Source organism: Crystallibacter degradans (genome assembly GCF_012952295.1).
GTDB classification, from domain to species: Bacteria; Actinomycetota; Actinomycetes; order Actinomycetales; family Micrococcaceae; genus Crystallibacter; species Crystallibacter degradans.
Genome location: NZ_JABBCH010000002.1, coordinates 504,582 through 529,499 on the forward strand (window position 1 = coordinate 504,582; position 24,918 = coordinate 529,499).

25 protein-coding genes are annotated in these 24,918 nt (G+C 67.1%); 9 read left to right on the forward strand and 16 right to left on the reverse strand.

Features of this window, described 5'->3' with window-relative positions; translation table 11 throughout:
- Positions 1-157 precede the first annotated feature (157 nt).
- Together HGO92_RS06115 and HGO92_RS06120 are read right to left on the reverse strand one after the other, a co-directional pair.
- The gene (locus tag HGO92_RS06115; RefSeq protein ID WP_139004158.1) at positions 158-697 is read right to left on the reverse strand and encodes an NUDIX hydrolase family protein; all 540 of its coding nucleotides are present in this window, start codon (positions 695-697) and stop codon (positions 158-160) included.
- 148 nt (positions 698-845) lie between these two features.
- Complete coding sequence (locus tag HGO92_RS06120) at positions 846-1,610, reverse strand: VOC family protein (RefSeq protein WP_169992849.1); 765 nt, start codon at positions 1,608-1,610, stop codon at positions 846-848.
- A 72-nt stretch (positions 1,611-1,682) separates the two neighbouring features.
- Between HGO92_RS06120 and HGO92_RS06125 the strand changes: the two genes are divergently transcribed.
- Positions 1,683-2,273, forward strand: a complete 591-nt coding sequence (locus tag HGO92_RS06125) for a YdeI/OmpD-associated family protein (protein WP_169992851.1) — start codon at positions 1,683-1,685, stop codon at positions 2,271-2,273.
- 1 nt (position 2,274) lies between these two features.
- On the opposite strand, the gene HGO92_RS06130 is transcribed toward HGO92_RS06125, so the two are convergent.
- The 4 genes from HGO92_RS06130 to HGO92_RS06145 form a co-directional block, all read right to left on the reverse strand.
- Positions 2,275-3,369, reverse strand: coding sequence for an ATP-binding cassette domain-containing protein (locus HGO92_RS06130; RefSeq protein WP_169992853.1), 1,095 nt, complete (start codon positions 3,367-3,369; stop codon positions 2,275-2,277).
- A 22-nt stretch (positions 3,370-3,391) separates the two neighbouring features.
- The gene (locus tag HGO92_RS06135) at positions 3,392-4,870 is read right to left on the reverse strand and encodes an ABC transporter permease (protein ID WP_346768878.1); all 1,479 of its coding nucleotides are present in this window, start codon (positions 4,868-4,870) and stop codon (positions 3,392-3,394) included.
- A gap of 311 nt (positions 4,871-5,181) precedes the next feature.
- The gene (locus tag HGO92_RS06140) at positions 5,182-6,228 is read right to left on the reverse strand and encodes an iron ABC transporter substrate-binding protein (protein ID WP_169992857.1); all 1,047 of its coding nucleotides are present in this window, start codon (positions 6,226-6,228) and stop codon (positions 5,182-5,184) included.
- 169 nt (positions 6,229-6,397) lie between these two features.
- Entirely contained in the window at positions 6,398-7,549 is a 1,152-nt protein-coding gene (locus HGO92_RS06145; RefSeq protein ID WP_169992859.1) for a glycoside hydrolase family 76 protein, read from the reverse strand.
- 126 nt (positions 7,550-7,675) lie between these two features.
- Here HGO92_RS06145 and HGO92_RS06150 point away from each other — a divergent pair, with 126 nt between their 5' ends.
- Positions 7,676-8,452: an SDR family NAD(P)-dependent oxidoreductase gene (locus HGO92_RS06150; protein WP_169992861.1), complete on the forward strand. Its 777-nt coding sequence runs from the start codon at positions 7,676-7,678 to the stop codon at positions 8,450-8,452.
- Complete coding sequence (locus tag HGO92_RS06155; RefSeq protein ID WP_440915762.1) at positions 8,452-9,678, forward strand: acyl-CoA dehydrogenase family protein; 1,227 nt, start codon at positions 8,452-8,454, stop codon at positions 9,676-9,678. Before HGO92_RS06150 ends, HGO92_RS06155 begins: the two co-directional genes overlap by 1 nt.
- A 24-nt stretch (positions 9,679-9,702) precedes the next feature.
- On the opposite strand, the gene HGO92_RS06160 is transcribed toward HGO92_RS06155, so the two are convergent.
- Positions 9,703-10,521 carry a DUF1684 domain-containing protein gene (locus HGO92_RS06160; protein ID WP_169992863.1) on the reverse strand — a complete coding sequence of 273 codons (819 nt, stop codon included), beginning with the start codon at positions 10,519-10,521 and terminating at the stop codon, positions 9,703-9,705.
- A 146-nt stretch (positions 10,522-10,667) separates the two neighbouring features.
- Between HGO92_RS06160 and HGO92_RS06165 the strand changes: the two genes are divergently transcribed.
- Entirely contained in the window at positions 10,668-11,054 is a 387-nt protein-coding gene (locus HGO92_RS06165; RefSeq protein ID WP_169992865.1) for a VOC family protein, read from the forward strand.
- Positions 11,055-11,082: 28 nt separating this feature from the next.
- Positions 11,083-13,872, forward strand: coding sequence for a phosphoenolpyruvate carboxylase (gene ppc, locus HGO92_RS06170; RefSeq protein WP_169992867.1), 2,790 nt, complete (start codon positions 11,083-11,085; stop codon positions 13,870-13,872).
- 95 nt (positions 13,873-13,967) lie between these two features.
- On the opposite strand, the gene HGO92_RS06175 is transcribed toward ppc, so the two are convergent.
- Positions 13,968-15,311, reverse strand: a complete 1,344-nt coding sequence (locus HGO92_RS06175) for an MFS transporter (protein ID WP_346768872.1) — start codon at positions 15,309-15,311, stop codon at positions 13,968-13,970.
- 62 nt (positions 15,312-15,373) lie between these two features.
- On the reverse strand, positions 15,374-16,399 hold the full coding sequence (locus HGO92_RS06180) for an MBL fold metallo-hydrolase (protein ID WP_169992871.1): 1,026 nt from the start codon (positions 16,397-16,399) through the stop codon (positions 15,374-15,376).
- 100 nt (positions 16,400-16,499) lie between these two features.
- On the opposite strand from HGO92_RS06180, the gene HGO92_RS06185 reads away from it, so the two are divergent.
- The gene (locus tag HGO92_RS06185; protein ID WP_169992873.1) at positions 16,500-17,441 is read left to right on the forward strand and encodes a LysR family transcriptional regulator; all 942 of its coding nucleotides are present in this window, start codon (positions 16,500-16,502) and stop codon (positions 17,439-17,441) included.
- A 9-nt stretch (positions 17,442-17,450) separates the two neighbouring features.
- Positions 17,451-17,759, forward strand: a complete 309-nt coding sequence (locus HGO92_RS06190; RefSeq protein ID WP_169992875.1) for a hypothetical protein — start codon at positions 17,451-17,453, stop codon at positions 17,757-17,759.
- Between the two features lie 102 nt (positions 17,760-17,861).
- Here the strand turns inward: HGO92_RS06190 and HGO92_RS06195 are convergent, their stop codons facing one another.
- Positions 17,862-18,719, reverse strand: coding sequence for a TspO-related membrane protein (locus HGO92_RS06195; protein WP_169992877.1), 858 nt, complete (start codon positions 18,717-18,719; stop codon positions 17,862-17,864).
- Between the two features lie 34 nt (positions 18,720-18,753).
- Positions 18,754-19,377: a VTT domain-containing protein gene (locus HGO92_RS06200; RefSeq protein ID WP_169992879.1), complete on the reverse strand. Its 624-nt coding sequence runs from the start codon at positions 19,375-19,377 to the stop codon at positions 18,754-18,756.
- Positions 19,378-19,423: 46 nt separating this feature from the next.
- On the opposite strand from HGO92_RS06200, the gene HGO92_RS06205 reads away from it, so the two are divergent.
- Positions 19,424-19,942 carry an O-acetyl-ADP-ribose deacetylase gene (locus tag HGO92_RS06205; RefSeq protein ID WP_169992881.1) on the forward strand — a complete coding sequence of 173 codons (519 nt, stop codon included), beginning with the start codon at positions 19,424-19,426 and terminating at the stop codon, positions 19,940-19,942.
- Positions 19,943-19,984: 42 nt separating this feature from the next.
- On the opposite strand, the gene HGO92_RS23445 is transcribed toward HGO92_RS06205, so the two are convergent.
- The 4 genes from HGO92_RS23445 to HGO92_RS06220 all read right to left on the reverse strand — a co-directional run bounded on the left by HGO92_RS23445 (position 19,985) and on the right by HGO92_RS06220 (position 22,465).
- On the reverse strand, positions 19,985-20,293 hold the full coding sequence (locus HGO92_RS23445) for a hypothetical protein (RefSeq protein ID WP_205834196.1): 309 nt from the start codon (positions 20,291-20,293) through the stop codon (positions 19,985-19,987).
- 22 nt (positions 20,294-20,315) lie between these two features.
- On the reverse strand, positions 20,316-20,534 hold the full coding sequence (locus HGO92_RS23450) for a hypothetical protein (RefSeq protein WP_205834197.1): 219 nt from the start codon (positions 20,532-20,534) through the stop codon (positions 20,316-20,318).
- 57 nt (positions 20,535-20,591) lie between these two features.
- The gene (locus HGO92_RS06215) at positions 20,592-21,335 is read right to left on the reverse strand and encodes an MBL fold metallo-hydrolase (RefSeq protein ID WP_169992883.1); all 744 of its coding nucleotides are present in this window, start codon (positions 21,333-21,335) and stop codon (positions 20,592-20,594) included.
- Between the two features lie 200 nt (positions 21,336-21,535).
- Positions 21,536-22,465 carry an RluA family pseudouridine synthase gene (locus HGO92_RS06220; protein ID WP_169993109.1) on the reverse strand — a complete coding sequence of 310 codons (930 nt, stop codon included), beginning with the start codon at positions 22,463-22,465 and terminating at the stop codon, positions 21,536-21,538.
- Positions 22,466-22,663: 198 nt separating this feature from the next.
- Here HGO92_RS06220 and HGO92_RS06225 point away from each other — a divergent pair, with 198 nt between their 5' ends.
- Positions 22,664-22,963: a DUF4193 domain-containing protein gene (locus tag HGO92_RS06225; RefSeq protein ID WP_169992885.1), complete on the forward strand. Its 300-nt coding sequence runs from the start codon at positions 22,664-22,666 to the stop codon at positions 22,961-22,963.
- A gap of 1 nt (position 22,964) precedes the next feature.
- Here the strand turns inward: HGO92_RS06225 and HGO92_RS06230 are convergent, their stop codons facing one another.
- On the reverse strand, positions 22,965-24,917 hold the full coding sequence (locus HGO92_RS06230) for a DUF6541 family protein (RefSeq protein WP_169992887.1): 1,953 nt from the start codon (positions 24,915-24,917) through the stop codon (positions 22,965-22,967).
- Position 24,918 lies beyond the last annotated feature (1 nt).

The following is a 24,918-nucleotide window of genomic DNA, read 5'->3' on the forward strand; positions in this document are numbered from 1 at the left end:
CGCCACGCCGGTAGCACGTGGCAGCAGCCGGCGTCTTTTACGACGCACGGCTGAAGACGGCTGTCGCTAAGGACGCTGGTTGTCCTGCCCGGATCTGACGGCACGCCTGCACGCGGCCCTGCACCGAGCAGGCACCTGGCGTGAGGTCAACCGGCGGTCAGCGGCACCAGCCGGCATGGGCCAGCGCATGGCGCAGCAGGTTGCCGCGCCCGCCGACGAACTCCGACTGGACCTCCGGGCTCAGGGCGTCGTCCGGCGTCATCCAGGTCAGTTCCAGCGCGTCCTGCCGGGGCTCACACTCACCGGTGACGGGTATCAGGTAGGCCAGCGCGACGCAGTGCTGGCGGTCATCCGTCATCCCGGTTTCCGACGGCGAGGGGAAGTACTCCGCCACGGTGAAGGGCACGGGGGAGGCCGGCAGCTGCGGGAACGCCAGCGGCCCAAGATCCTTTTCCAGATGCCGGATGAGCGCCGCACGGATGGTCTCCCGGTACATCACCCGCCCCGAGACAAAGGTCCGCACCATCTGCCCCTCGTCGGAAGCCTGCAGCAGGAGCCCGACTTCGGTCACATAGCCGAGGGAGTCCAGCCGTACCGGAACGGCCTCCACATAGACCATGGGCAAACGCTGCCGGGCCTCGTAGAGATCCTCTTCGGAGAGCCAGCCTGGATACGGGTCGGGAGTGCGAACATTCATGTACTTGTTGTACCGCACCGCTGATGCACCCGTCACGCGTGACCAGCCGGGAGGCGGCGGGTTTTCCGTAGAGCGTAAGCCGGCGGTGTGTGTTCCGGATGAATCGTTTGGCGTCCGGAGATGCCTGCGCAGGGGCGGGAACCCGGGATCAGGCCTGCTGCGGGCGTGTCTCACGGATGCTGATGTTGCCGCCGCCTGCGCCGCCTGCACTGTCAGACCCGTCCGGGTCCGGCACGAGGAGGACGCGGCCACCGGCATCCTCGGTCAGCCGCGACTGGAACCCAGCCGAGGCCAGCCTGTCGCGCAGAACCTCTAGCCCGCCGTCGTACTCGAAGCCGATGGCGATCCCGGCAACAGTGCCCTGCTGCACCATGATAATCCCGCCGTTCTTGGCCATGAAGTCAGCCCGGCCCACGTCTGTCAGATCGCGGTCCACCTGCCTGGAATCGGTCTGGCCATCATCCCGTGCCGTGGAACGCCGGCGGGCGCCGATATCCGTGAGCACCTTGGCTGCGGCGGACAGCTCGGTTGTGGTCCACAACGCGGCTACCGTGAGCGACGGATCCGCGTCGTGCGGTTCGGCCGCCTCGTTGGCCCGGTCCACCAAGAACACGGTGCCCTCCGGCGAGGTGACCTTCACGCTGCCGCCGTGGTCCGCCGAGAACGGTTCGGCCCGCGTTCCGGCTTCCTCCGTCCGGCGGCGGAATTCCTCCAAATCCCGCGCCTCGAAGCCGAGCGAAGTGACGCCGTCGTCGGGCCCTGCGGGCATGGCGTGGACCGCGAGCCGCCCGTGGCCGGCGTCGAACTCCATCCAGGTCTCGTAGTCCGCGGTGACGGCGAGCCCGAGCGCGGTCAGCAGGGCCTTGTACTCCTGCATGCGGGAGGTGTAGTGGACGGGGCGGACACGCAGCATTTTTTGTCTCCTCGGTAGCGGCCTCTTCCCAGAGTATGGTGCGGCGGCCGGTTGCGCGGCTAGTGTGTGCGCATGGCCGCCGAACTCCCCGAACTGCTGCTGCCCGACGCCGCCACCTGGCGCGCCTGGCTGGAGGAGAACCATGACAGCTCGCCCGGCGTGTGGCTGGTGCTGCACAAGAAGGGCGGAACCGTCACCACGCTCGACTATGCCGGTGCCCTCGAAGAAGCGCTGTGTTTCGGCTGGATCGACGGGCAGGCCAAACGGCGCGACGCCGAGAGTTCCTTCCAGCGGTTCAGCCCGCGTGGCAAGCGCAGCATCTGGTCACTGCGCAATGTGGCGCGGATCGAGCAGCTGGAAGCGGCAGGCAAAATGCACGACGCCGGACGCGCGGCTGTCGCGGCGGCGCAGGCCGATGGGCGGTGGGACAAGGCCTATGCCGGACCGGCTACGGCGGAAGTGCCGGAGGATCTCGCGGCTGCGATCGCTGCGGAGCCTCAGGCTCAGGCCATGTTCGATGTGCTGACCTCGCAGAACCGGTTCGCGCTGATCTTCCGGCTCAGCCAGCTCAAGACGGAGGACGCCCGGCGGAAGAAGATTGCCGGTTTCGTGGAGATGCTGGCCCGGCACGAGGCGCCGTACCCGCAGAAGAAAAAGCCATAGCTCAGGCAGGGAAAGCCACGCCCTCGCCGATCACGCGCAGGAACAGTTCAGAGCCGGGCTTGGCCAGCGTCGCGTTCCAGTGGCGGATGGTGATGGTCTCCCCGCGCTGCGTGTTTCCCAGGGCGTCCTCGGGTCCGTGCAGTTCCAGCCGAACCGTCACCTCGGGGCCGAAGAAGTCAGTCTCCAGCACGGTGCCTCTGATGGGGCCGGCGTCGGAAATGCGGATCTGCTCCGGGCGCAGCATCAGGTGCACCTTCCCCTGGCAGGTGGGCCGGCGGACCGGGATCCCGCCCAGCGCGCAAGTGGCCAGGGAACCCTGCAGCTCCGCGTTGAGGATCACCGCATCGCCCAGGAACTCCGCCGTCTCCCGGTCCGCGGGCCGGGTGTAAACCACAAAGGGGTTGCCGATCTGGGCCAGGACGCCGCGGCGCATCACCGCCACCTGGTCCGCGAAGGAGAGCGCCTCGGCCTGGTCGTGGGTGACCAGGATGGTGGTCACGCCGGCCGCCGCGAGGGTACGGGCCACCGCCTTGCGGGTGGCTACCCGGAGGCCTGCGTCCAGCGCGCTGAAGGGTTCGTCCAGCAGCATCAGTTCCGGCTCGCGGGCCAGCGCCCGGGCCAGGGCGACGCGCTGCTGCTGGCCGCCGGAGAGCTCGTCCGGCCGGCGCCCGGCGTGCTCGGGTTCCAGCGAGACCATGGCCAGCAGCTCCGCCACCCGGCCTTCCACCGCAGCCTTGGAGCCGAACCGCTTCTTCTCCAGTCCGAAGGCGATATTGCGGCCCACGCTCAAGTGCGGGAACAGCGCGCCGTCCTGCGCCACGTAGCCCACGTTCCGCCGGTGCGCGGGAACCAGGCTGCCGCCGTTGGCCACCGCTGCCCCGTCGAGCGTAATGGAGCCGGAGTCCGGTGCCTCGAACCCGGCAATCAGCCGCAGCAGCGTGGTCTTGCCGCTGCCCGAGGGGCCCACGATCGCCGTCGTAATTCCGCGGTGGACGGACAGGCTGACGCCACGGAGCACGGACGTGTCGCCGAAGGACTTGGTGACGGCGTCGATGACCAGGTGGCTCTCCGACGTCGGCGTGTCAGCGGGGCTCACGGGCTGGTTCCTTTCACGAAGGTCATTGCCCGGCAGCTTTCTGCGACTGGGTGTATAGCAGGTAGGTCATCGGCAGCGAGAGCAGGATCAGGATCAGCGCGTACGGCGCGGCGCCGGTGTAGTCGATCTCCGAGCTCAGCGCCCAGAAGCGGGTGGCCAGCGTGTTCACGCCCGTGGGCGCCAGCAGCAGCGTGGCGGTCAGCTCGTTGGCGATGCCCAGGAAAACCAGGGCGGCCCCGCCGGCCGCAGCGGGGGCGGTCAGGCGCAGGGTCACGCGGAAGAACGTCTTGGACGGCGAACTGCCCAGCGACCGTGCGGCTTCTTCGAGCTCCTGCGGCGCCTGCGCCAGCCCGGCCCGCAGGTTCACCAGGGCCCGCGGCAGGAAGAGCAACACGTAGGCGGCGATGACCAGCGGCACCGTTTGGTACAGCGGCCGCGCGAAGTTGATCGCCACGGTGATAAAGGCCAGCGCCACCACAATGCCAGGCAGCGAGGACGTGATGTAGTTGGTGCTCTCCAGCATCTTGGTGAACCAGCCGGGATACCGCACGGCGAGCCATGCCACGGGGAACGCCAGCACCACGGTCAGCAGGGCACCGGCCAGGCCGAAACCGAGGGTCTGCAGCAGCGTCTCGCCGATCACGGGCAGGTTCCAGATTTCGGCTCCGCCGGCCACCAGCCAGCGCAGGATGTTGCCCAGCGGCACCCCGAGCGCCAGCACCGCCAGGGCCAGCACACCAACGACGGCGGCAACCCGGTACCGTCCCAGCGGCAAGGCAGGCGGGCGGCTGGCCACCCCGGAACCGATCCGGGCGTAACGGGCGTTGCCGCGCAGGCGGGATTCGGCGAGCAGCATCAGCAGGCAGATAAAGACCAGAACGCTGGCGAGCATATTGGCCGCCGCGCCGTTGAAAGTGGACTGGTACTGCTCCATGATCGCGGTGGTGAAGGTGGGGAACCGGATCATCGAAAACGCCCCGAATTCGGCCAGCAGGTGCAGGCCCACCAGCAGCGCGCCGCCGGTGATCGGCAGCCAGAGCTGGGGCAGGATCACGCGGAAGAAAGTGCGCCAGCGTCCCAGCCCGAGGGACGCCGCGGACTGCTCGAGCGCGGGATCCATCCGGCGCAGGGCCGCGGCCGCGGGAATGTAGACCAGCGGGTAGTAGGAGAGCACCGAAATCAGCGTGCCGCCGCCAACCCCGCCCAGCGACGGAATGGTGCTCACCCAGGCGTAGCTGTTGACGAAAGCGGGTACGGCCAGCGGCGCGGCGAGCACCAGGGACCAGAACCTCGCGCCGGGCAGCTGCGTCCGCTCCACCAGCCAGGCCGCCGCAATGCCGATCACGATGCACAGCGGCACCGTCGCCAGCACCAGCGCCACAGTGTTGAACAGCAGCTCGCCAACACGGGGCCGGAAGATCAGCTCGGCCGCCGTTTCCCAGCCGGTGGCCACCGTCATCACGATGACAAAGCCCAGCGGCACCAAGGTCGCCAGCGAAATAACGACGGCGGCCGCTACCGTTCCGTACGGCGCTCGCGCACCGCTGCGCCTGCGCTGAAGGGCGCGTCGAATCGGAGACGGGGTGCCGGGCAGCTGAGGTCCGGACGGAACGGAGTCGGCCGGAACAGTGCCGGATTGAACGGCACTGGACGCAACCGTGGCTATAGGCAGAGCGTCGGTCGCCGTCGGTAAGTCCGGCCGCGCCAATAGGGACGGTCCATCCGAAACGTCAACAGACGGCGCACCGGTAGCCGGGACCGCAGGGCCCCGGCTACCGGTGTACGTTCGTGGATGAACCGACATGGGCAGTTCTACAACAGGCCGGCATCCGTCATGAGCTCAACAACCTTCTGGCTGTTCAGCTTGGCGGCGTCGACGGAGGGAGCTTCGAGCTCCTCGAGGGGTACCAGTCCTTCGCGCGGGGTGACATCCTTGCCCACCGGGTATTCGTAGTCGCTGCCGGCAGCCAGAGATTCCTGGCCCTGCTTGGAGGTGATGAATTCAAGGAACTGCATCGCCTCTTCCGGGTGCTTGGAGGACTTCAGGACGCCGCCGCCGGAGACGCTGACGAAGGCACCCGGGTCCTGGTTCTTGAAGTAGTGCGGGGCGACGTTGCCCGAGTTCTCGGCCGTCTCGGCCTGGTCCGCCGTGTAGTAGTAGTGGTAGATGACGGCGCCGTCGACCTCTCCGGTGTTGACGGCCTTCATGGCAGCGCCGTTCTTCGGGTAGGCCTTGGCATTCTCCTTCATGGCCTTGAGCCATTCGGCGGTGGCCTCTTCGCCTTCGAGCTCCAGCATGGCGGAGACGATGGCCTGGAAGTCCGCTCCGCCGGGAGCAGCTCCCCACTTTCCGGCCCACTTGTCATCGGCCAGATCCATGATCGACGCCGGCAGGTCGGCTTCCTTCACCGCGTCCTTGTTGTACACAAAGACCGTGGACCGTGCCGCGACGCCGGACCACTTGTTCGACGACGGCCGGTACTGTTCGGGCACGTTCTCCTGGACGGTGGAGGAGATGTCGGCGAAGAGCCCGGCGTTTTCCACCTGGGTCATGGCCGGGGAGTTCTCGGTGATGAAGACATCGGCGGGGGAGGCCTCGCCCTCGGCGATGATCTGGTTGCTCATCTCGGTGTCCTTGCCCTGGCGGACGTTGACCTTGATGCCGGTCTCGGCCTCGAACGCGTCCACCCAGGCCTGGGTCATCGACTCGTGCTGCGCGTTGTAGACGGTGATTTCGCCCGCTGCAGCGGCGGAGCCTTCGGGGGCCGGCGAGGCCGAGCCGGAGCCGCAGGCGGACAAGGTCAGTGCAGCGGCGGCGACAATGGCGGCTGCGGAAAGCTGCGGGAAGCGGATCTTCATGGAGAACCTTTCAGGAAAATGAGGACCGGGTGCGGTCCCCACCGCAGAACCCGGAAAACAAGTTTAGGTTAGCCTTAGCTCACCTGTGCTCAGCCATTGTGGCAGAAGTCAAACGAAATAAGCAACAGCCACATGACTTATTGTCGAATCATGACAACGACGCCGGTTGTCAGGCGACGGAGGCGGCCGCCTCGAGCGTCATCCAGGCTTGCAGCTGGGTGGAAAGCTGCACCCGGCTGCCGGGCGGATAAGTGGTCTTGGCCGGCAGGACGGGATCCTTGGAAAACACCAGTACTTCCCATGTGCGGTGGTTCTCCAGCCGGCGGCCGGACCAGAAGGCGGCGGCGGTGTTGGCTACCAGCATGCGCGCCTGCTCCCGGGTATCTGCGGGCAGCCGCTCCGAGTTGGCGGCAACCGCCAGGTAGCGCGCCAGGATCCCGGTGAACAGTCCGCCGTCGCCGTCGCCGTGGGTGCGCAGCACGGGCAGGCCGTCATGTTCGATGGTTAGCCCTGCGGCCACCGCCTTGATCAGTTCCGCGGCCCGCTGCAGGTCTGCCTCCCGGCCCACTTCCAGCAGCGCCGCCAGCACCGGGCCTTGGTTGTAGCTGTAGATGTCCGGCACCAGCACCGGCTCGCCGCCCACGATGCGCAGCCCGTCCTGGTACAGCCCGGAATCGCCGTCGTAAAGTTTGTCATCCAGCCAGTCCAGCAGGGCCGCCGCGCGGTCCGTCTGGCCGATGCGGGCAAAGTGGAGGGCGGCCGGCGCCGTGGCGGGGGTGTTCTTGAAATCGCGCGTGGTGTTCCAGAACAACCCGCCGCCCAGGTCCGCGGTATGGGCTGATTCCAGCGCCGGCAGCAGGGCGCGGGCAGCGGCCCGGTTGCGGCACCGCGGCTTGCCCGTCGCGGCAGCCAGCGCGTCCAGGCGCCCGACGGCCAGCGCCAGCCAGGCCATGTCGTCGTAGTAGGAGTTGGTGAACCGGAAGCAGTTGCGCCACTTGATGCTGCGCAACAGACGCGCACCGAGCTGGCCGGCGCTGACGCCGAACCCGCCGTCGTAATGCTGCTGGCGTTCGAGTTCGCGCCAGCCCGCATCCACCAGGCAGTCCAGATAGTGCGCCTGCCACCAGTAATGCCACGGCCCGACCAGCGGCAGATAGCTCTGCCGCGGCCTGGCCACCCCACCGAGATGGGTGAACGGGAGGCCCAACAGGCGCTGGCCGAAGTGCCGGACCACAGCGACGGCGGCCTCTTCCGCCCGGCCCGCGGCGAACTTGGGCTGGGGCGGGTGTTCGCCGGGAAGCTTGTTGGACTCTGCGACCATCTGACCAGCGTAACTGTCCCGGTCCGGGTATTCACAGGGACGTTGTGCCCGGTCGGCAGCCGTCCGAATGCGCTGTGCGCCGGACCACACTAGGCTGGCGGAAAGGATTCATTTCAGGAGGTTCATGTGGAGATTGCCAATTCCGTTGCGCTGGTGACCGGGGGTGCGTCCGGCCTGGGGGCCGCCACTGCCCGCCGACTGTACGACGGCGGTGCCTCCGTTGTGCTCGTTGACCTCCCGGGATCCGCGGGGGCCGAATACGCGGCGGAACTGGGGGAGCGGGCTGTCTTCGTACCGGCCGATGTGACCAGCGAGGAAGATGTGCAGGCGGCGGTTGATGCGGCCGTTTCGCTCGGCCCGCTGCGCGTCGTCGTCAATTGTGCCGGAGTTGCCACCCCGGGCAAGGTGCTGGGGCGCGGCGGCGTGCTTCCGCTGGAGAACTTCAGCAAGGTGGTGCAGATCAACCTCATCGGGACCTTCAACGTGATCCGTCTGGCCGCCGCTGCCATGGTCGACACGGAACCGGTCAGTACGGACCTGGGCGGGCCCGAACGCGGCGTCATCATCAACACCGCGTCCGTGGCTGCCTTCGACGGGCAGGTCGGCCAGCCGGCGTACGCCGCTTCCAAGGGAGCCGTGGCTGCCATGACGCTGCCGATCGCCCGCGAACTGGCGCGCTCGCTGATCCGCGTGGTCACCATTGCGCCGGGCATCTTCGAAACGCCGATGATGGCCGGACTGCCGCAGGAGGCGCAGGATTCGCTCGGGCAGCAGGTGCCGCATCCGTCCCGGCTGGGCCGGCCCGGCGAATACGCCAACCTCGCTGCGCACATCATCGACAACGCCATGCTCAACGGGGAGGTCATCCGGCTGGACGGCGCCATCCGGATGGCGCCACGCTAATGCCGGGCACGGAGAATATTGTGAATAGCGCGAACATGGCGGACCTGCTGCGGCCGGACTTCTACGGGTTCGAGTCCCTGCTCAGCGACCGGGAGCGGCTGAAGCTGGCCCAGCTGCGCGAGTTCCTGGCCGCCGAGGTCGAACCGCATGCGGTGGACTGGTGGAACCGCGGCCGCTTTCCGGTGGAGCTGCTGCCGGGGCTGGCCGGGCTGGAGCTGAGCACACCGGTCCAGCAGGGCTACAGCCACCTGTTCGCCGGGCTGGTCATCGCGGAAATGACCCGAGCCGACACGTCCATCGCCACTTTCTTCATGGTCCACCACGATCTGTTTGTGCAGGCGCTGTACGAGTTCGGCAGCACGGAGCAGAAGGCCCGACTGCTCGAGGACGCCCTGGCCCTGCGTATCACCGGTGCCTTCGCGCTGACCGAACCGGACCACGGTTCCGACGTCGCCGGCGGCATGGCGACCACTGCGCGGCGCGAGGGCGACCAATGGATCCTCAACGGGGCCAAGCGGTGGATCGGCAACGGCACGTTCTGCGACTACATGCTGGTCTGGGCCCGGGACGAAGACGCCGACGCGGTGCGCGGCTTCATTGTGGATTCGACGCTGGAGGGTTTCCGGGCGGAGCGGATCGGCAACAAGATCTCGCTGCGCACGGTGCAGAACGCGGACATCATCCTGGACAACGTGCGCGTTGCGGAAGCGGACCGGTTCGCCGGGATCAGCAGCTTCGACGACACCAAGCATCTGCTGCGGGGCTCGCGCATCATGGTGGGCTGGCAGGCGGTCGGCCAGCAGCTCGCGGCCTACGAGGTGGCCCGGCGGTATGCGCTGGAACGCAAGCAGTTCGGCCGCCCGATCGCCGGTTTCCAGCTGATCCAGGACCAGCTGGTGCGGATGCTCGGAAATGCCACGGCGTCGCTGGGCATGCTGGCCCGGGTCGCCCAGTTGCAGGAGGAAGGCCACACCGGCCCGCAGGGCACCCGGCACAGTGGGGCCGACATGGCGCAGGCCGCGCTGGCCAAGTCCTACACCTCGGCGCGGATGCGCGAGACCGTCTCGCTGGGCCGGTCCATTCTGGGCGGCAACGGGATTGTGACCGACTACCTGATGGCCAAGATCTTTTCCGACGCCGAAGCGATCTACACCTACGAGGGTTCGTACGAGATCAACAGCCTGATTGTGGGCCGCGCGGTGACGGGGATTTCCGCGATCGTCTGAGCGGCCTAAGAGCCAGTAGCCTGTTCAGACCGGCAGCTTCTCGCCGGCGGTGACGGCGAAGGGCAGCTGGTTCGCCGCCACCGGCGCCGGGCATACCGCGTACTCGGTGAAGGCAAACGGGTAGTTCTGCGCGCGGTTGAAATCCAGTAGCACGGTTCCGTCCAGCGCAGGTGGCGGCACGTCGAGGAAGCGCCAGGCCGCCGTATCAAGTCCATTGGTCGCGTCGCGGAAGGTCACCCGTAGCGCGCCCGTTTCCGGTTCGAACTCGGCTTGCAGCCGGTAGCTTGAGCCCTGGTAGTTGAACGTGATCCCGCCGGCCAGCACCGCGGTCAGCGAGGTATCGCTGCGGGCCGTAGAGATGCGCGCAACCTGGGGCGAGAGGTACGGAACATAGCTGCCCTTGATGATCCAGTCCGGATCGAAGTCGAAGACCGGCACGCCGCTGAAATCCTGCTGTGCAGGGGTGGAGGCGGCGCGGGTGCGGATCAGATAGCGGCCGTCGCGTCTGGCCAGCTCCACCGCCACAGCTTCCGTGCCGCCGCACCAGCGCACCCACATCGTCTGGCTGCGCTCGGCCACCGTCTTGGTGAGGATCCCGCGGACCGGTGTGCCGCCGTCGTACGTCACGAAGCCATCCGAGGCACCGGCGTTCAGGGCCGCCACCCGGAGGTCCGCGCTCCACAGCCCGGGGACAAGGTCGACGGCGGACGGCTCGGCGGCGAGCCACTGGAACGAGGTGAGGGTCAGCAGCCCGAAGTCTTCGGCCAAAGCGTCGTTGCGCTTTCTGTGCCAGGCATCGAACTCGGCTTCGGCCGTAGTGATCTCGTTTTCCAGGCTGGTCAAGACGCTCCTTGGGGCTGGCTGGGGCTGTCACCGCCCACCCGGGGCTGTATCAGCACAGTCTGCCCCGGGGGCCGCTGCAAGACAAGCCGCACCGGGAGGTCCGCGGGAGGTTACCGGAAGCAGTGCCGGGCGCTAGCCTAGGATCCATGATCACTTCCGTGCACACGCTGATCTACTCCGACGAGCCAACGGCTACCCGGGCGTTCCTGCGCGACGTACTGCAGTGGCCCTCGATTCCCGACGCCGGCTCGGGCGAGGACTGGCTGATTTTCAAGACCGGTCCGAGCGAGCTGGGCGTCCATCCGACCAGCGGTGTCTGGGAAGGCGAGGAATTTTCCGCCCCGCGCCACCACCAGATCGCCTTGATGTGCGACGATCTGGCGGCCACCATGTTTGAACTGGAAAGCCGCGGCGCGAACTTCCGTGGGGAAGCAACGGACATGGGCTTCGGCACCGGCGCGATGCTGCAGGTGCCCGGCGCCGACGACATTCTGCTGTACCAGCCCTCGCACACGCCCGCGTTCAATCTGTAGGGGCGGTTGATGGCACAGGAGGGTTTTCATGCCTGAAGGGGATCTCGATGCCAGGCTCCGCGCGGATGTCCGCCGCGTCAGCACGCTGCTGGGGCAATCGCTGGTGCGCCAGCACGGCCCGGAGCTGCTGGAGCTGGTGGAGCAGGTGCGGCTGCTGACGAAGGAGTCCAAGGAGGCGGCCCGCGGGGGCGGGGAGGCCAGCGGGCCCTGGACGGCGCGGGACGTGGCGGACCAGGTGCGGGAATTGCTGGCGGGACTGCCCACTGTCCAGGCGACGCAGCTGGTGCGGGCCTTCGCCTTCTACTTCCATCTGGCCAATGCGGCCGAGCAGGTCCACCGCGTCCGGACCCTGCAGACCCGGCCGGAACAGGACGGCTGGCTGGCCAAGGCGGTGGCGGACGTGGCCACGAAGGCGGGCCCGGCGGCGCTGCAAGAGGCCGTGGACGCGCTGGATGTACGACCGGTCTTCACCGCCCACCCCACCGAAGCATCGCGCCGTTCGGTGCTGGATAAGCTGCGCAAGCTCTCCGATGTGCTGGCGGTGCGGACCGCAGAGGACAGCGTGGCCAGGCGGCGGCAGGACCGCAGGCTGGCGGAAATTATCGACCAGATGTGGCAGACGGACGAGCTGCGGCAGGTGCGGCCCAGCCCGGTGGATGAGGCCCGCAACGCCCTCTACTACCTCGACAACATTTTCCGCGGCGCGGTCCCGGAACTGTTGGCCGACCTGGCGGAGCTGCTGGACGCGCACGGCGCGTCCCTGTCCGCCGAGCGCTCGCCGCTGCGGTTCGGCAGCTGGATCGGCGGCGACCGGGACGGCAACCCGAACGTCACCGCAGACGTAACGCGGGAGATCCTCGCCCTGCAGAACCAGCACGCCGTGCGGATCGGGATCGAGCAGATTGACGAGCTGATCTCGGTGTTGTCCAACTCCACGGCGCTCGCCGTGGCGGAGCCGGAGCTGCTGGAATCCATTCAGCAGGATCTGGAAAAGCTGCCCGGGCTGGATAAGCGCGTGCTCGTGCTCAATGCCCAGGAGCCGTACAGGCTGAAGCTCACGTGCATCAAGGCGAAATTGATGAACACCTCCGCCCGCGTCCGGAACGGCACCGCACACCAGCCTGGGCGGGACTACGCCTCCGCCACGCACGTGCTGGACGAGCTGGGGCTGCTGGAACGATCGCTGCGTGCCCACGGGTCCTCGCTGGCGGCGGATGGAGCGCTGGCGGGGGTGCGGCGGATCATGTCCGCCGTCGGACTGAACCTGGCCACGCTGGATGTCCGCGAGCATGCCGAGCGGCACCACGCCGTCGTCGGTGTGTTGATGGACCGGCTGGGCGAACTGCCCGGGCGTTATGCGGACCTGGAGCGGGCGGAGCGCCAGGTTCTGCTGTCGAAGGAGCTTGCCTCCCGCCGTCCGCTGGCGCCGGTGCCGGCTCCGCTGGCAGGCGAGGAAGCCAAGACGTACGCGGTGTTCGGCGAAATCCAGCGGGCTTTGGAGACCTACGGCTCGAACGTCGTGGAGACGTACATCGTGTCCATGACCCGCGGTCCTGACGACGTGCTGGCCGCCGTGGTGCTGGCGCGGGAAGCCGGCCTGCTGCGGCTGCACGGCGGGGACGCGTTTGCCCGCATCGGCTTCGCGCCGCTGCTGGAAACAGTGGAGGAGCTGCGCCGGTCCGGGCGGATTCTGGACGGGCTGCTGGCGGATCCGCAGTACCGCGAGATTGTCCGGCTCCGCGGCGACGTGCAGGAAGTTATGCTCGGGTACTCGGATTCGAACAAGGAATCCGGCGTGCTGACCAGCCTCTGGGAAATCCACCAGACGCAGCGGGTCCTGCGCGATGTAGCCGCCAAACACGGTGTCCGGCTGCGGCTTTTCCACGGCCGCGGGGGATCTGTGGGCCGTGGCGGAGGGCCCACCTACGACGCCATCCTCGCCCAGCCGAACGGCGTGCTGGAAGGCGAAATCAAGTTCACCGAGCAGGGCGAAGTCATTTCGGACAAGTACTCACTGCAGACGCTGGCACGGGAGAACCTGGAACTGGCGCTGGCGGCTGTGCTCGAAGGCTCTGCGCTGCACCGGGAGCCGCGCACCTCCGCCAGTGAACGCCAACGCTACGGGAAGGTGATGGAGACCGTCTCCGACGCGTCCTTCCGTTGCTACCGGGAGCTCATTGAGGATCCGGACCTGCCGGAGTATTTCTTCACCTCGACGCCGGTGGAACAACTGGGCTCGCTGAAGATCGGCTCACGTCCTTCCATGCGGCCGGATTCAGGCGCCGGACTGGAAGGGCTTCGCGCCATCCCGTGGGTTTTCGGCTGGACCCAGTCGCGGCAGATCGTGCCCGGCTGGTACGGCGTCGGTTCCGGGTTGAAGGCCGCGCGCGAGGCCGGTCATGGGGAGATGCTGCAGGAGATGGCGGACCGGTGGCACTTTTTCCAGACCGTGGTCTCCAATGTGGAAATGACGTTGGTCAAGACGGACCTGGACATCGCCGCGCACTATGCGGCCACGCTGGTGCCTGCCCGGCTGCAGCACCTGTTCGACCGGATCCGCGAGGAGTTCGAGCTCACGGTGGCCGAGGTCCGGCGCCTCACCGGCGAAGTGCGGTTGCTGGACAACCAGCCGGTGCTCAAAAAGTCGTTGGAGGTGCGGGACCAGTATCTGGATCCGATCTCCTACATGCAGGTGGAGCTGCTGCGCAGGATGCGCGAGAACGGGACCTCGGGCGGCGGTGCACCGGATGAAAGCCTGCAGCGGGCCATGCTGATCACGGTCAACGGGGTGGCGGCGGGCCTGCGCAACACGGGCTGAGGCCGGCATGGTCAGTGGGTGCACCCACGGACAGGAAATGCCCGGATGGAACCTCCATCCGGGCATTTCCTCTTCAGCTGTTCGGTGCGGCGGCGTCAGTCGAGGTTGACCTTGGTGCCTTCCGGCGTGGCGCGGACGGCAATGGTACCGGCGAGGATGACGGAGATCCAGAACGCTCCGACCAGCCAGATGCTGCCGTTGACCGCGATCATCAGGCCGGTGGCGATCATCGGGGTGAAGCCGGCACCGAGCACCGAAGCGCCCTGATAGGACAGCGAGGCGCCGGTGTAGCGCATGCGGGTGGGGAACTGCTCGGCGATGTAGGCGCCGATGGGGCCGAAGAGGGCGCCCTGGACAATGCCGTTGCCGACCACGATGGCGACGGCGAAGCCCCACAGCGTCCCGTTGCTCAGCAGGATCAGCAGCGGGTAGGCCAGCACAATGCCGGTGATGCCCGCGACGGTAAGGACCTTGCGGCGGCCGACCCGGTCACTGAGCCGCGCGGTGTAGAAGCACATGATCAGGGTGAGGACGGCGCCTGCCGCCTTCCAGTTGAGTACCCCGGAGCGGTCCACTCCGTTGCCGACGGCGATGGAAACGCCCCACACGGTCAGGATGCCCTGGCAGGCGTAGAAGCTCATGGTGGCGATCAGGGCAACAACAACGGCGCGCGGATGGTTGCGCAGCACGTCGAAGAGCGGCATGCGCTTCTTTTCGCCGGCTTCCTGCAGCTTCTGGAACATCGGCGTTTCAGCAACCTTGAGCCGGATGATCATACCGACGGCGATCAGTACCGCGCTGAGCAGGAACGGGATGCGCCAGCCCCACTGGAGGAACGCATCGCCGGTCAGGGCGGACGTCAGCGAAACCACCAGGGTGGCGAGTACGGCACCGGCGGGGCCGCCGGCGGTGGCGAAGGAAGTGGCTAGGCCTCGCTTCTTCTGCGGTGCGGACTCCAGCGCCATCAAGGCGGCGCCGCCCCATTCGCCGCCCACGGCAACGCCCTGGATGACGCGCAGTGTCACCAGCAGCACCGGGGCGAGGATGCCGATCACGGCGGTGGTGGGCAGCAGGCCGATGAGGACCGTCGAGGCGCCCATTAGCAGCATGGACAGCACGAGCATTTTCTTGCGCCCGACCTTGTCGCCGAAGTGGCCGAAGACGATTCCGCCGAGCGGACGCGCCAGATAGCCGGCGGCAAGCGTCGCGAAAGAGGCGAACAGGCCGAAGGCGGGGCTGAGATTGGCAAAGAATACGGTATTGAAAACGATGCTGGCCGCGGTCGCGTACAAGATGAAGTCGTAGTACTCGATGGCGCTGCCGATGAAGCTGGACGCGAGGATCCGGCGCATGTCCTTCGTGTTCAAGGACTCGGAGCCGGACTGGTGCTGCGGTGCGGACGGTGCGGACTGCGTAACGGTCGTCAGTGACTCGGACACAATTCCTCCTGATGATGAGGTCGAGGGATCTGGGGAGGGGTTCATGGATGGAGCGCTAGGAATCAGCGGGACGGGCGGAGTTCGATGTGTTCGAGGTCCGCCGGTACGTGGAAGGTGCCGTGGAAATGTTCCGCGGCCTGCTTCCAGACGGAATCGTCGGCCATGCCGGGAACGAGGTGGTGCAGGGCCAGTTGTTTGGCGCCGGCCTCGTTGGCGACCTTTGCGGCGTCGCGGACGCTGGTGTGCGACTTGTAGTGGTGGTCCCTGGCTGCCCGGGAGCCTTCGTCCGTCTTGTCCGCGTACAGAGCCTCGACAAAATCGAAGTCGATAGCCTCGTGCAGCAGCAGGTCGGTGTCCTGCGCCAACGTGACCATGTTCTGCGTGTAGGTAGTGTCGCCGGAGAACGTCACCGAGCCCTCCGCAGTATCGAAGCGGAACCCGAAGGCCGGTGCCACCGGAGGGTGCTCCACCAGGATGGCCGAGACCTTGACGAGGTCGTCTTCGTAGATCACGAACGGATCCATGGCCGGCGTCGGGTTCTCGTTCGGGTGGTAGCCGATGTCCTGCGGAATCTCGATATCGGACGCTTCGAACAGCTCAAACGGGGACGGGCGCAGGCTGTCGATGATCCTGTCGTTGAGATCCGTGGCGTGCGCGTACATCAACTGCTCGAACATTTCGTGGGTTCCGGGAGTCGGACAGTGCGGGGCCACCGGGACGGGCTCAACCGTGGCGCGCGGTGAGGTGTACGGCAGCATGCCGCGGTTGCCGGGACCGATGATCCGGACGGGATCATTGCGCCGGTCGAGAAGGTCGTACAGCCCGAAAATGGCAAGGCTGGCCAGATCCACGGTGTGGTCGGAGTGCAGGTGGGTGAGGAAGATGCCGCGCAGGTTGGCCAGCTTCAGGCCGGCCTGGCTCAGACGCCGGCCAACACCGTGTCCGCAGTCCACCAGGTAGAAGGAATCCCCGACGACGACGGCGGTGGCGATTCCGGTCCGGTTGTTTTCCTCAGCGGGCGTCCACCACCGGGGCCCGCCGGCCGTGCCGAGCGTGACGATGCGGGGCTTGAGGTGCGACGCGGTCATGGATACTCCTCGAGATGAAGAACGCTGATTTCTTCAAGTGTGTCTGCTGTCACATAATGTGTATAGTCAATCAATTTGATGAAGTTCATAAGGGGAGTTGATGGCAGAGTTCACCATTCGCCAACTGCAGTACTTCGTTGCCGTACTGGACCACGGCTCCGTCACGGCGGCCGCGAAGGAATCGAATATCTCGCAGGCGGCGGCCTCCATGGCCATCGCCCAGTTGGAGCACGCCGTAGGTGTTGATCTGCTGATCCGGACCCGCGCGAAGAAAGTGGTGGCAACGCCGGCGGGAGTGGAGCTCGCGGCGAGGGCAAGGCACATCCTGAGCATGATTGGCGACATCGAGGGGGCCGTTGCCGGCGGGTTTGATGACATGCGGGGGCCGTTGCGCGCGGGCTGCAGCCCCACCCTGTCCCCGCGCTTGTTGCCTGGTCTGGTGGACTATTTCAGCCGGGAGTATCCGGCGGTGGACGTCTCATTTCATGAGGACAGCGCTGCCGAACTGCAGCAGGAGGTCTTGGAAGGGCGGATCGATCTCGCCCTGATCTACTCGCTGCAGGCCGTCGACGGCGTGGAGCTGGCGGAAATCGCCCGGGTGAAACCGCACCTGATGCTGTCGGCGACGCATCCGCTGGCAGGCCAGGAGTCCATTACCTTCGCCCAGGTACAGGATGAATGGGCCATCCTTCATGACGTGCCGCCCACCATCGAAAGGGTGACCGGCATGATGCGCGCCGTGGGCGTCGAGCCGAAACTCCGCTGGCCCAGCACGGACATGGAAACCATCCGCTCCCTTGTTGCCCGCGGCCTGGGCTATTCCATGGTCAATACCCGCCCGGTAAACGACACAACGGGGGACGGGCTCAAGGTCGCCTATGTTCCGCTTGCCGACGAGCTGCCGCCTAACGCCGTGGTCGCCGCCCTGCCGCCCGGGACCCGCGTCCCGCGGCGGGTCAAAGAGTCGATCCGTTTCCTCCGGGAGACTGCATCGTCCGCTCCGTCCGCCGGCGAACCTGGAGAGGGTGCCGTGCCCCGATAAAGTGGACGGATGCCTTCCTTCCGAGCCCAGCTCAACATCACTGGCCTGCGCCCCGGACACGTTCCGGAGCAGGTGATGGAGGCCGCTGTCGCTGCCGTCGGCTCCGCCCACGTGGTCGAAGCGAACCAGCTCGACGTCGTTGCCGGGGTTCCGCGGATCACCGTGCGTTTCACCGTGGATCCGAATGCGTACGACGCCGAAAACCGCCAGGCGCTGCAGGCCGCTGCCAACATGCGCCATGCCGTGGAGCAGGTCGCCGTCACAGAGAGGCTCGCAGTCCTGCGCCGCAGCCGGGGAACGTGGCAGACGCTGCGCTGACCTCGACCTGCAGCTCCCCGATGTGCCAGGGCTCCGGGGCGTCCCGGAGCAATTGCACTTCGGAGCCAGCGCCCAAAACGGAGCCAAAGAGGCAGCGCGCGGTCAGATCTCGGGAACGTAGCCGCGGCGAAAGGCCCGGCGCTCCTCGTGCCCCACCCGGAACCGGCGCGATGTCCCGCAGACCAGCACAAAGAAGAAACCGAAGCCCGCCGCGATGACCACCGGCACGGAATCCAGATCACCCAGCAGCCGGGACATCGCGATCCAGCCCAGCCCCCAGCACAAGGCCACCACCGCGGACATGCGGCCGCGGTGGGTCATCGCCACCACCGCTCCGGCAAAGGAGACCACGCCGAGGGTGATGACCGCCCAGACGTCGGCGCCCCAGCCGAACAGGTCGATCTCGCGCAGCGTGAGCCAGCTGGCTGCGTTGGCGCCTGCCGCCACCAGAATCCAGCCGGTGTACAGCCCTACCGGAGCATCTGTGAGGAGCCCATCAACGAGGGACTTTGTCGGATACCGGGTCAGGAAGTAGACCGCGGCCAGCAGCACGGCCAGCAGCAGGATCATGACGATCAGGCTCAGCCCCACATTCGAGGCCTGCGCGCTCAGGATCCAGCAGGCATTGAGGACCAGCGAGGCAGCCACCAGCCAGCCGGCGGCGCGCTGGCGCGGGGCGCGGCGCTGTGCCGGCCACCACTGGAAGATGGTGTAGCCGACCAGCCCCAGGTAGATCGCCGACCAGATGCTGAACGCGCCGGAAGCCGGGGCCAGCAGTGTGAAGTCGGGGGCGAACGCGCCCCCGGCCGTGTCCTTGATGGCTGTGCCGCCCAGCAGGCCGCCACCGCGCGCGCCCATCAGCAGCGCGAACACCAGGCTCGCGCTGACCGCGAGTTGGCGGGCCATGTCGGTGGCGAGGATCGTCCGGGTCTTGTGGAGGTAGGGTTTCACGGTGTCCATGGCGGATTGGATCGAAGCGGGGCGGTCACTTCTGCTACTCCTCGACGTCGACTGCACCCCTGAACACCGGCGCCGGCTGGCTGCGGCGGCGCAGGCTGATGACGGCAGCTATGGCCGTGCCCACCAGTATGCCAATCACCGTGCCCAAAACAAGATTCACCCAGAACGGCAGATCCGTGGCGAGCCCGGTGGCCAGCCCCAGCCCGGTCATCCACAGGGCCCAGATGGTGGACCCCGAAGCGGACAAAACCAGGAAGGTGTTCAGGGGGACGTCTGCCAGCCCCGCCGCCGCGACAGATGCGGTCCGGCCGCCGGGGATAAAGCGGGCGGCGACAATGGCCGCATAGGTGGAGGACCGGCCGGCCTTCTCAAGCGCCTGGGTGACTGCGCGGTCGACCCTGCGGCCCCACCGGTACCGGTTGAGCAAAGTGTTAATGCCGCCGCGGAACAGCAGGAACAGCAGCACGTCCCCGGCCATGCTGCCGGCAAACGCGGTCAGGACCACCAGCGGCAGAATCAGCTCGCCGTGGGCCAGCAGCGTGCCGCCGCCGATGACCATGATTTCCGACGGCGCGGCAGGCATGGGGGCATCCAGAACGACCATGAGCAAGGTCATCGGATAGTACAGCCATTGCCACGGCCCTTCGGGGATTTCCACCTCCCCAATCTACCGGCAATGCCCCGCCGATGGCAGAGTACAAAGAATGGAGATCAGGATTCTCGAAGGGGACATCACCCGCCGCGAGGTGGACGCCGTGGTCAATGCGGCGAACTCGAGCCTGTTGGGCGGGGGAGGTGTGGACGGCGCCATCCACCGCGCTGCCGGTCCGGAGCTGCTGGCCGCCTGCCGGGAACTGCGGTCCTCGCAGCTGCCGGATGGTCTGCCGGTCGGTTCCGCCGTCGCCACGGAGGCCTTCCGGTTACCCGCCCGCTGGGTCATCCACACCGTGGGCCCCAACCTGCACGCCGGCCAGAACGATCCGGCCCTGCTGGCGTCCTGCTTCCGCGAGAGCCTCCGCGTGGCCGATGAACTCGGCGCCCGGTCCGTGGCCTTTCCGGCGATCAGCGCCGGGGTCTACGGCTGGGACGGCGGCAGCGTTGCACTGGCGGGGCTGGGTGAAGCCATGAAGTACGACGGCGGGGTCCAGCTCATCGAGTTCGTGCTGTTCTCTGCCGGGTTGGCAGAGACCTTCCGTGCCGTCCACCGGAGCCTGCTGGGCTAATAGCGCGCTCGCAGTGGAGTGTTGCTTGGGGCGGCCGCTTCCTCAGGCGTCGCGCGGGTTTCGCACGGGGTCACGCGGACTGTAGTAGCGCCGCAGCCAGCGGGACAGGCCGTCGGTGACGTCGGACATGGTGGAAAAGATCGCGGCCTGGTTCACAATGCGCTCATCCAGCGAAGGCGGTTCGAAAAACAACGGGATGCTGCGTCCGTCATCGTCGCGGAACCGGTCGAACTTGGAGAGGGTGTAGGCCGAGCGCGTGAGCATCTCCGTGGTGAAGAGTCCGCCGCCTGCCGGTTCGATCTCGCTGCGCAGTTCCGGCGGCAGCAGCGTATGGGCTGCCGCATAATCCACGCACCAGACCGCACCGGCTTCCTCATACCGGGAGGTGTTCCCTGGTGGCAAAGTGCAGCGCGACGTAGGGGTGAATGGCTCCAGCCCAGCAGCCGCGTGGGCAGGTCGCGCTCCGCGGAGGTGTGGCCTCGGTAGCCACCGCGACACGGATGTGCGGACGGGAGGGCTGCCACCGGTCCTGCGTCAGGGCGGCGATCAGACCGTAGAGATCGTCCGGATCAACCTCCACGACGGATTCCATCGCGGACTTCCCTCCTTCCCGCCTGCCCTGCTGTCCTTGCCGTCCCCACGGCCGGTGCTACGTGGCACCCCGGCGCACGGCCTCGTCCACCGCGGTGGCGATCCCGCCGCGGTACGGTTCACCATGGCCGGGCAACGCGGTGCCGGCGCCGGTCTCGGCCAGCAATTCCAGCGATTTCAACGCCTGCCGGGTGTCTGCCGTGGCGGCAGCGGAGACAATGTGCGGCCCGCGCTTACCGGTGTACGGATCAAGGGTGACCAGGGCATCTCCGGTGATGATGGTGTCCCGTTCGGGGAAATGGAGTGCGCAGTGGCCCTCGGTATGGCCGGGGGTATGGATAACCGCCGGCGCGCCGGGCAACTGCAGGCCCGCCTCGGCGCCCAGCACACGAAGATCCGTGACGCCCCGGACATTGAGCGCTCCGGCCAGCGTCATCCGGGTCAGGATGGGAACGCAGGCGGGGTACTTGAAGGGGTAGGCCAGCCGGTTCTTTTCGTGCTTGTACCGGTACGGGTGCTCGGCGATATAACTGTCGCCCGGATGTGCATAGACCGGCACATCGAGGTCATGCTGGACCCTGGCGGCGAACCCAAGGTGGTCGAAATGCGCGTGCGTGAGGACCAGCGCGGAAATGTCCCGGGTTGAACGGCCAAGCTCGCGGATGGCAGCGACGGTCATCTTCCACATCGCGGGCAGGCCGGAGTCGACCAGCATGATCTGGTCGCCGTCCTCGACGATGTAGCAGTTCACGTTGGCATGCTCGATGAGATGGATCTTCTCGGCTACATTGCGATGGAACATGGCAGTGCCCTCTTATCGGTGTTTGGCACCGGCCGGCCGGACCCTTCGCCGCTACCGCTCACGGCCCGATCGGACAACGGCTCGTTGACTCGACTCTAACCACGTAGGGCCGGCCGTGTAAGGGGCTCGGCCAAAACGCGCATTTCGCTCGCGCAGTTTGATCGCTCGCTCTGCTCGGCTCGGCCCGGCGGCCCGGCTGCTCAGCGGCGGGCAGGCTCCGGAGCGGCGGCGGCTGCCCACTCGGAGAGCTCCAGCCGACTGCGGTATTCGACCGGGGCGCCGGAGAGCGGATCGGTGAACCTAACGCCGCGGGCCAGCAGCTGCAGCGGCCGGCTGTAATCGTCCGGGGCCTTGTCCAGCAGGACCGGGTAGAACGGATCGTGCAGGATGCCCACTCCCAGCGAGGCCATATGCACGCGCAGCTGGTGGGTCTTGCCGGTATGCGGTTCCAGCCGGTACTTGCCAAGCACCCCGCGGGCTTCCTCCAGCTCGATCCGGGTCTCGGCGTTGAACTCGCCGGCCACCACCTCGGCCAGCAGATAGGTGCGGGACTTGACCATCCGGTTGCGCACGACGAGCGGGAACTGAAGCCGCTGGTCCACCGCCGCGATCGCCTCGTACTCCTTTTCCACCAGGCGCTTTTCGAAGAGCACTTGGTAGTTGCCGCGGGTGGCCGGATTGGTGGAAAAGAGCAGCACGCCGGCCGTAAGGCGGTCCAGCCGGTGCATGGGAATCAGGTCCGGGATGCCGAGTTGGACGCGCAGGCGGACCAGTGCCGACTCGCTGATATAGGTTCCGCCCGGCGTGGTCGGGAGGAAATGGGGCTTGTCCACTACCAGGATGTTCTCGTCCTGATGCAGAATGTTCAGTTCCACCGGCAGCCGTTCCTCGGCCGGCAGCGTCCGGTAGTACCAAATGAAGGTGTGCTCCTCCAGCAGGGTGCCCCGGTGAAGCCGCACACCGCCCTCGCCGACAATCTCGCCGCGGTCGAAACGGTCCTTGATGCCCTCCGGGTCCACGTGTCCCCAGCGGTGCAGCATGTAGTCCAGCGCCGTCTGCCACGGCCCGTTGCCGGGCAGTCGCAGCCTGGTGGCGTTAACGCCGTCGCGCACGGGGAGGGGGGATTTCATCACCCTTCAAGGGTACCGGCGCCCGGCGCAGCCGTCGTCCGGCCGCTGCTGCCCAAACCCGCCGCCAGCGCCGCTGCCATTCCGGCCGAAAGAGATGACAGCAACCCCTGGCCCTGCCCTATAGTGGGGAACCAACGTTCTTGCGGGAGCGTGCTGAAGCGTACGAGGACGGTCAACAGTTGAAAGTGGAGGCCCGCGATGGCGACAGATTACGATGCACCGCGAAAGTCGACCGAGGACGAGCCCGAAGAGTCCATTGAAGAGCTGAAAGCACACAAGACTGACAACCGGTCTCCGGAAATCGAGGTGGACGAAGCGGACGCGGCCGAAGGCTTCGAACTGCCCGGCGCCGATCTCTCCGGCGAGGAGCTCCAGGTCAGGATCATCCCGCCCGGCGAGGATGAATTCACCTGTTCATCCTGCTTCCTGATCCGGCACCATTCCATGCTCGCGCGGGAGCAGGACGGCCTGTTCTACTGCAAGGACTGCGAAGGCTAGCTCAGCTGCAACCGGTGATCCGGTAAAGAGCCGCGTCTCCTTCGCTGTCCATGAGCTCGAAACCGTTCTCCGCACCCAGGTCCCGCAGCCCCGGCTGGATGCTGGTTTCGCCCGGGTGCACCGAACTCGTGCCGAAGTCCAGGACAAACTCCACGCCGGTCGCCCGCACAGCTTCGCAGACCGCCGGGTCCGTGGCCATCTCGTCCAGCTTCTGAAGAATGAGCTTCCCGTTGACGGCTGGGGAGGTAGTGCCGGAAGGCAGCAGCGTCTGGATCCCCGTGTACGAGTAGGACAAGGATGCCCCGGTCATCGGATTGCCAACGACGACGGCGTCCGCCGGTACCTGCTCGGGCAGCCGTTTGATCAGGGCGAGTTCGTCCTCGGTGAGCAGGTACGAATCGTCAGTGAACCGGTACTTGAACGCCGCTTCCTGGATGCTGCGCTGGGCGGCGAACAGCGGCGCGACCGCCAGCGCCACGATGGTCAGCACCGCCGTGGCGGCCGGCCGGAACCACACCGGCTGCTTCTTCTCCTTGCGCGCCAGCCAGGCCCGGAAGAAGGACCGTGCCGTCCCGGCCAGCGCCACGCCGCCTAAGGAGGCGATCAGGATGCCGGCCACCGGAAGCATGGCGCTGATCCGGAAAAAGTCGTTGTACCAGATCCCGGCCACCAGCCAGCGGATCAGCGGAGCTTCCTTCCAGTTGCCCACCACGAAAATCACGGCGGCGACCAGATAGATCCCCAGGACCCAGCGGTGCTTGCGCACATTAAGTACGACGGCGGCCCCCACGATGGTGAGCACCGTCGCCAGGATTCCGATGGGCCGGTAGAGCGGGGCATGCACCACCACCTCCCAGAGCGCCAGGAGCGCGTTGCCCATGTTGTCCCAGTTTTCCGAGCTGCTGCGCGCCGGCCGGAGCAGTGCCCACAGGACGCCGAGGACCACCAGGTAGGCCACGGTGCCGAGCCCGGCCTTCGTCTTGTCGCGGGAAGTACCCGAGCGGGAGACGCGGTACGCCGCAGCCAGTACCATCGGCGTCGCAAGCGCCAGCAGTCCCATCACGGTGGCCGGATGCGCCAGCGCCATGCCCGGTACCAGCCCGGCCAGCAGCAGGACGTTGCCCTCGGTGGAGATGGTGCCGGGCAGGCCGATTCGCAGCAACTGGATCACCAGGCCGAGGGCGGCGGGCAGGATGGCGATGGAGAGCATGAACGGATAGACCACGCCGAATTCCAGCAACAGGTAGGGAAAGCTGCTGAAGGCGGTGGAGAGCACCGCGGCCACCAGCAGCGGCATCATCCGTTCGCCGGTAATGCGGCTGACCAGGAAGAGGCAGCCGGTGCTCCAGATGCCGGTGATCAGGACAATGTTGGTGACGTTGATGGCGGCGGCCACGGGGAGGCTGGCGGTGGTCATGACCAAGGAAACGACGGCGTGCCAGCCGGCCGGGTAGAAGACTCCCTGGTCCGTGGTGCCCAGGTAGCCCAGCGTCAGCGAGGAGGCATTGGAAGTGTCCGCGATGTAGCGCAGGGCATTGAGGTGGAAGATGTTGTCGTGCGATTGGGCGATGTTTTCCGGCGACCCGATGATCCAGAACATGTAGCCGGCCAGCGGCACGGCCGAGACCGCCCAGGTAATCGCGACCGTCCGCCAGGGCGCCGGGGCCGATGCTGCGGTGTGTTCGCGGTGCAGCCGGTTCCGCATCAACCGCCGCAGCCACCACAGGGCAACCGCAACCACCACGGTAACCAGCAGCAGCGTTGGCCAGGCCCAGGGCAGTCCGGTCAGGCCGCCGAGTTCCGCGGCGACCACCATGGCGGTGATGCTGAACGGACCGGCCACGGCGACCAGCGCCAGGCGGCGCAGGCCCAGGACACTGCCCCAGAGCAGGCCGGGTCCGAAGACCAGCACCACGGCCGTCACGAAGGCCGGGATGGTCTCGACCCAGCTCATA

Bases quoted from the DNA above. Each gene is read 5' to 3' on its own strand.
- HGO92_RS06225 (WP_169992885.1), top strand. From the start codon at position 22,664: ATGGCGACAGATTACGATGCACCGCGAAAGTCGACCGAGGACGAGCCC.
- ppc (WP_169992867.1), top strand. From the start codon at position 11,083: ATGCCTGAAGGGGATCTCGATGCCAGGCTCCGCGCGGATGTCCGCCGC.
- HGO92_RS06140 (WP_169992857.1), bottom strand. From the start codon at position 6,228: ATGAAGATCCGCTTCCCGCAGCTTTCCGCAGCCGCCATTGTCGCCGCC.
- HGO92_RS06230 (WP_169992887.1), bottom strand. From the start codon at position 24,917: ATGAGCTGGGTCGAGACCATCCCGGCCTTCGTGACGGCCGTGGTGCTG.
- HGO92_RS06180 (WP_169992871.1), bottom strand. From the start codon at position 16,399: ATGACCGCGTCGCACCTCAAGCCCCGCATCGTCACGCTCGGCACGGCC.
- HGO92_RS06190 (WP_169992875.1), top strand. From the start codon at position 17,451: ATGCCTTCCTTCCGAGCCCAGCTCAACATCACTGGCCTGCGCCCCGGA.
- HGO92_RS06220 (WP_169993109.1), bottom strand. From the start codon at position 22,465: ATGAAATCCCCCCTCCCCGTGCGCGACGGCGTTAACGCCACCAGGCTG.
- HGO92_RS06125 (WP_169992851.1), top strand. From the start codon at position 1,683: ATGGCCGCCGAACTCCCCGAACTGCTGCTGCCCGACGCCGCCACCTGG.
- HGO92_RS06145 (WP_169992859.1), bottom strand. From the start codon at position 7,549: ATGGTCGCAGAGTCCAACAAGCTTCCCGGCGAACACCCGCCCCAGCCC.
- HGO92_RS06120 (WP_169992849.1), bottom strand. From the start codon at position 1,610: ATGCTGCGTGTCCGCCCCGTCCACTACACCTCCCGCATGCAGGAGTAC.
- HGO92_RS23450 (WP_205834197.1), bottom strand. From the start codon at position 20,534: ATGGAATCCGTCGTGGAGGTTGATCCGGACGATCTCTACGGTCTGATC.
- HGO92_RS06165 (WP_169992865.1), top strand. From the start codon at position 10,668: ATGATCACTTCCGTGCACACGCTGATCTACTCCGACGAGCCAACGGCT.
- HGO92_RS06185 (WP_169992873.1), top strand. From the start codon at position 16,500: ATGGCAGAGTTCACCATTCGCCAACTGCAGTACTTCGTTGCCGTACTG.
- HGO92_RS06115 (WP_139004158.1), bottom strand. From the start codon at position 697: ATGAATGTTCGCACTCCCGACCCGTATCCAGGCTGGCTCTCCGAAGAG.
- HGO92_RS06195 (WP_169992877.1), bottom strand. From the start codon at position 18,719: ATGGACACCGTGAAACCCTACCTCCACAAGACCCGGACGATCCTCGCC.
- HGO92_RS06155 (WP_440915762.1), top strand. From the start codon at position 8,452: ATGCCGGGCACGGAGAATATTGTGAATAGCGCGAACATGGCGGACCTG.
- HGO92_RS06205 (WP_169992881.1), top strand. From the start codon at position 19,424: ATGGAGATCAGGATTCTCGAAGGGGACATCACCCGCCGCGAGGTGGAC.
- HGO92_RS06215 (WP_169992883.1), bottom strand. From the start codon at position 21,335: ATGTTCCATCGCAATGTAGCCGAGAAGATCCATCTCATCGAGCATGCC.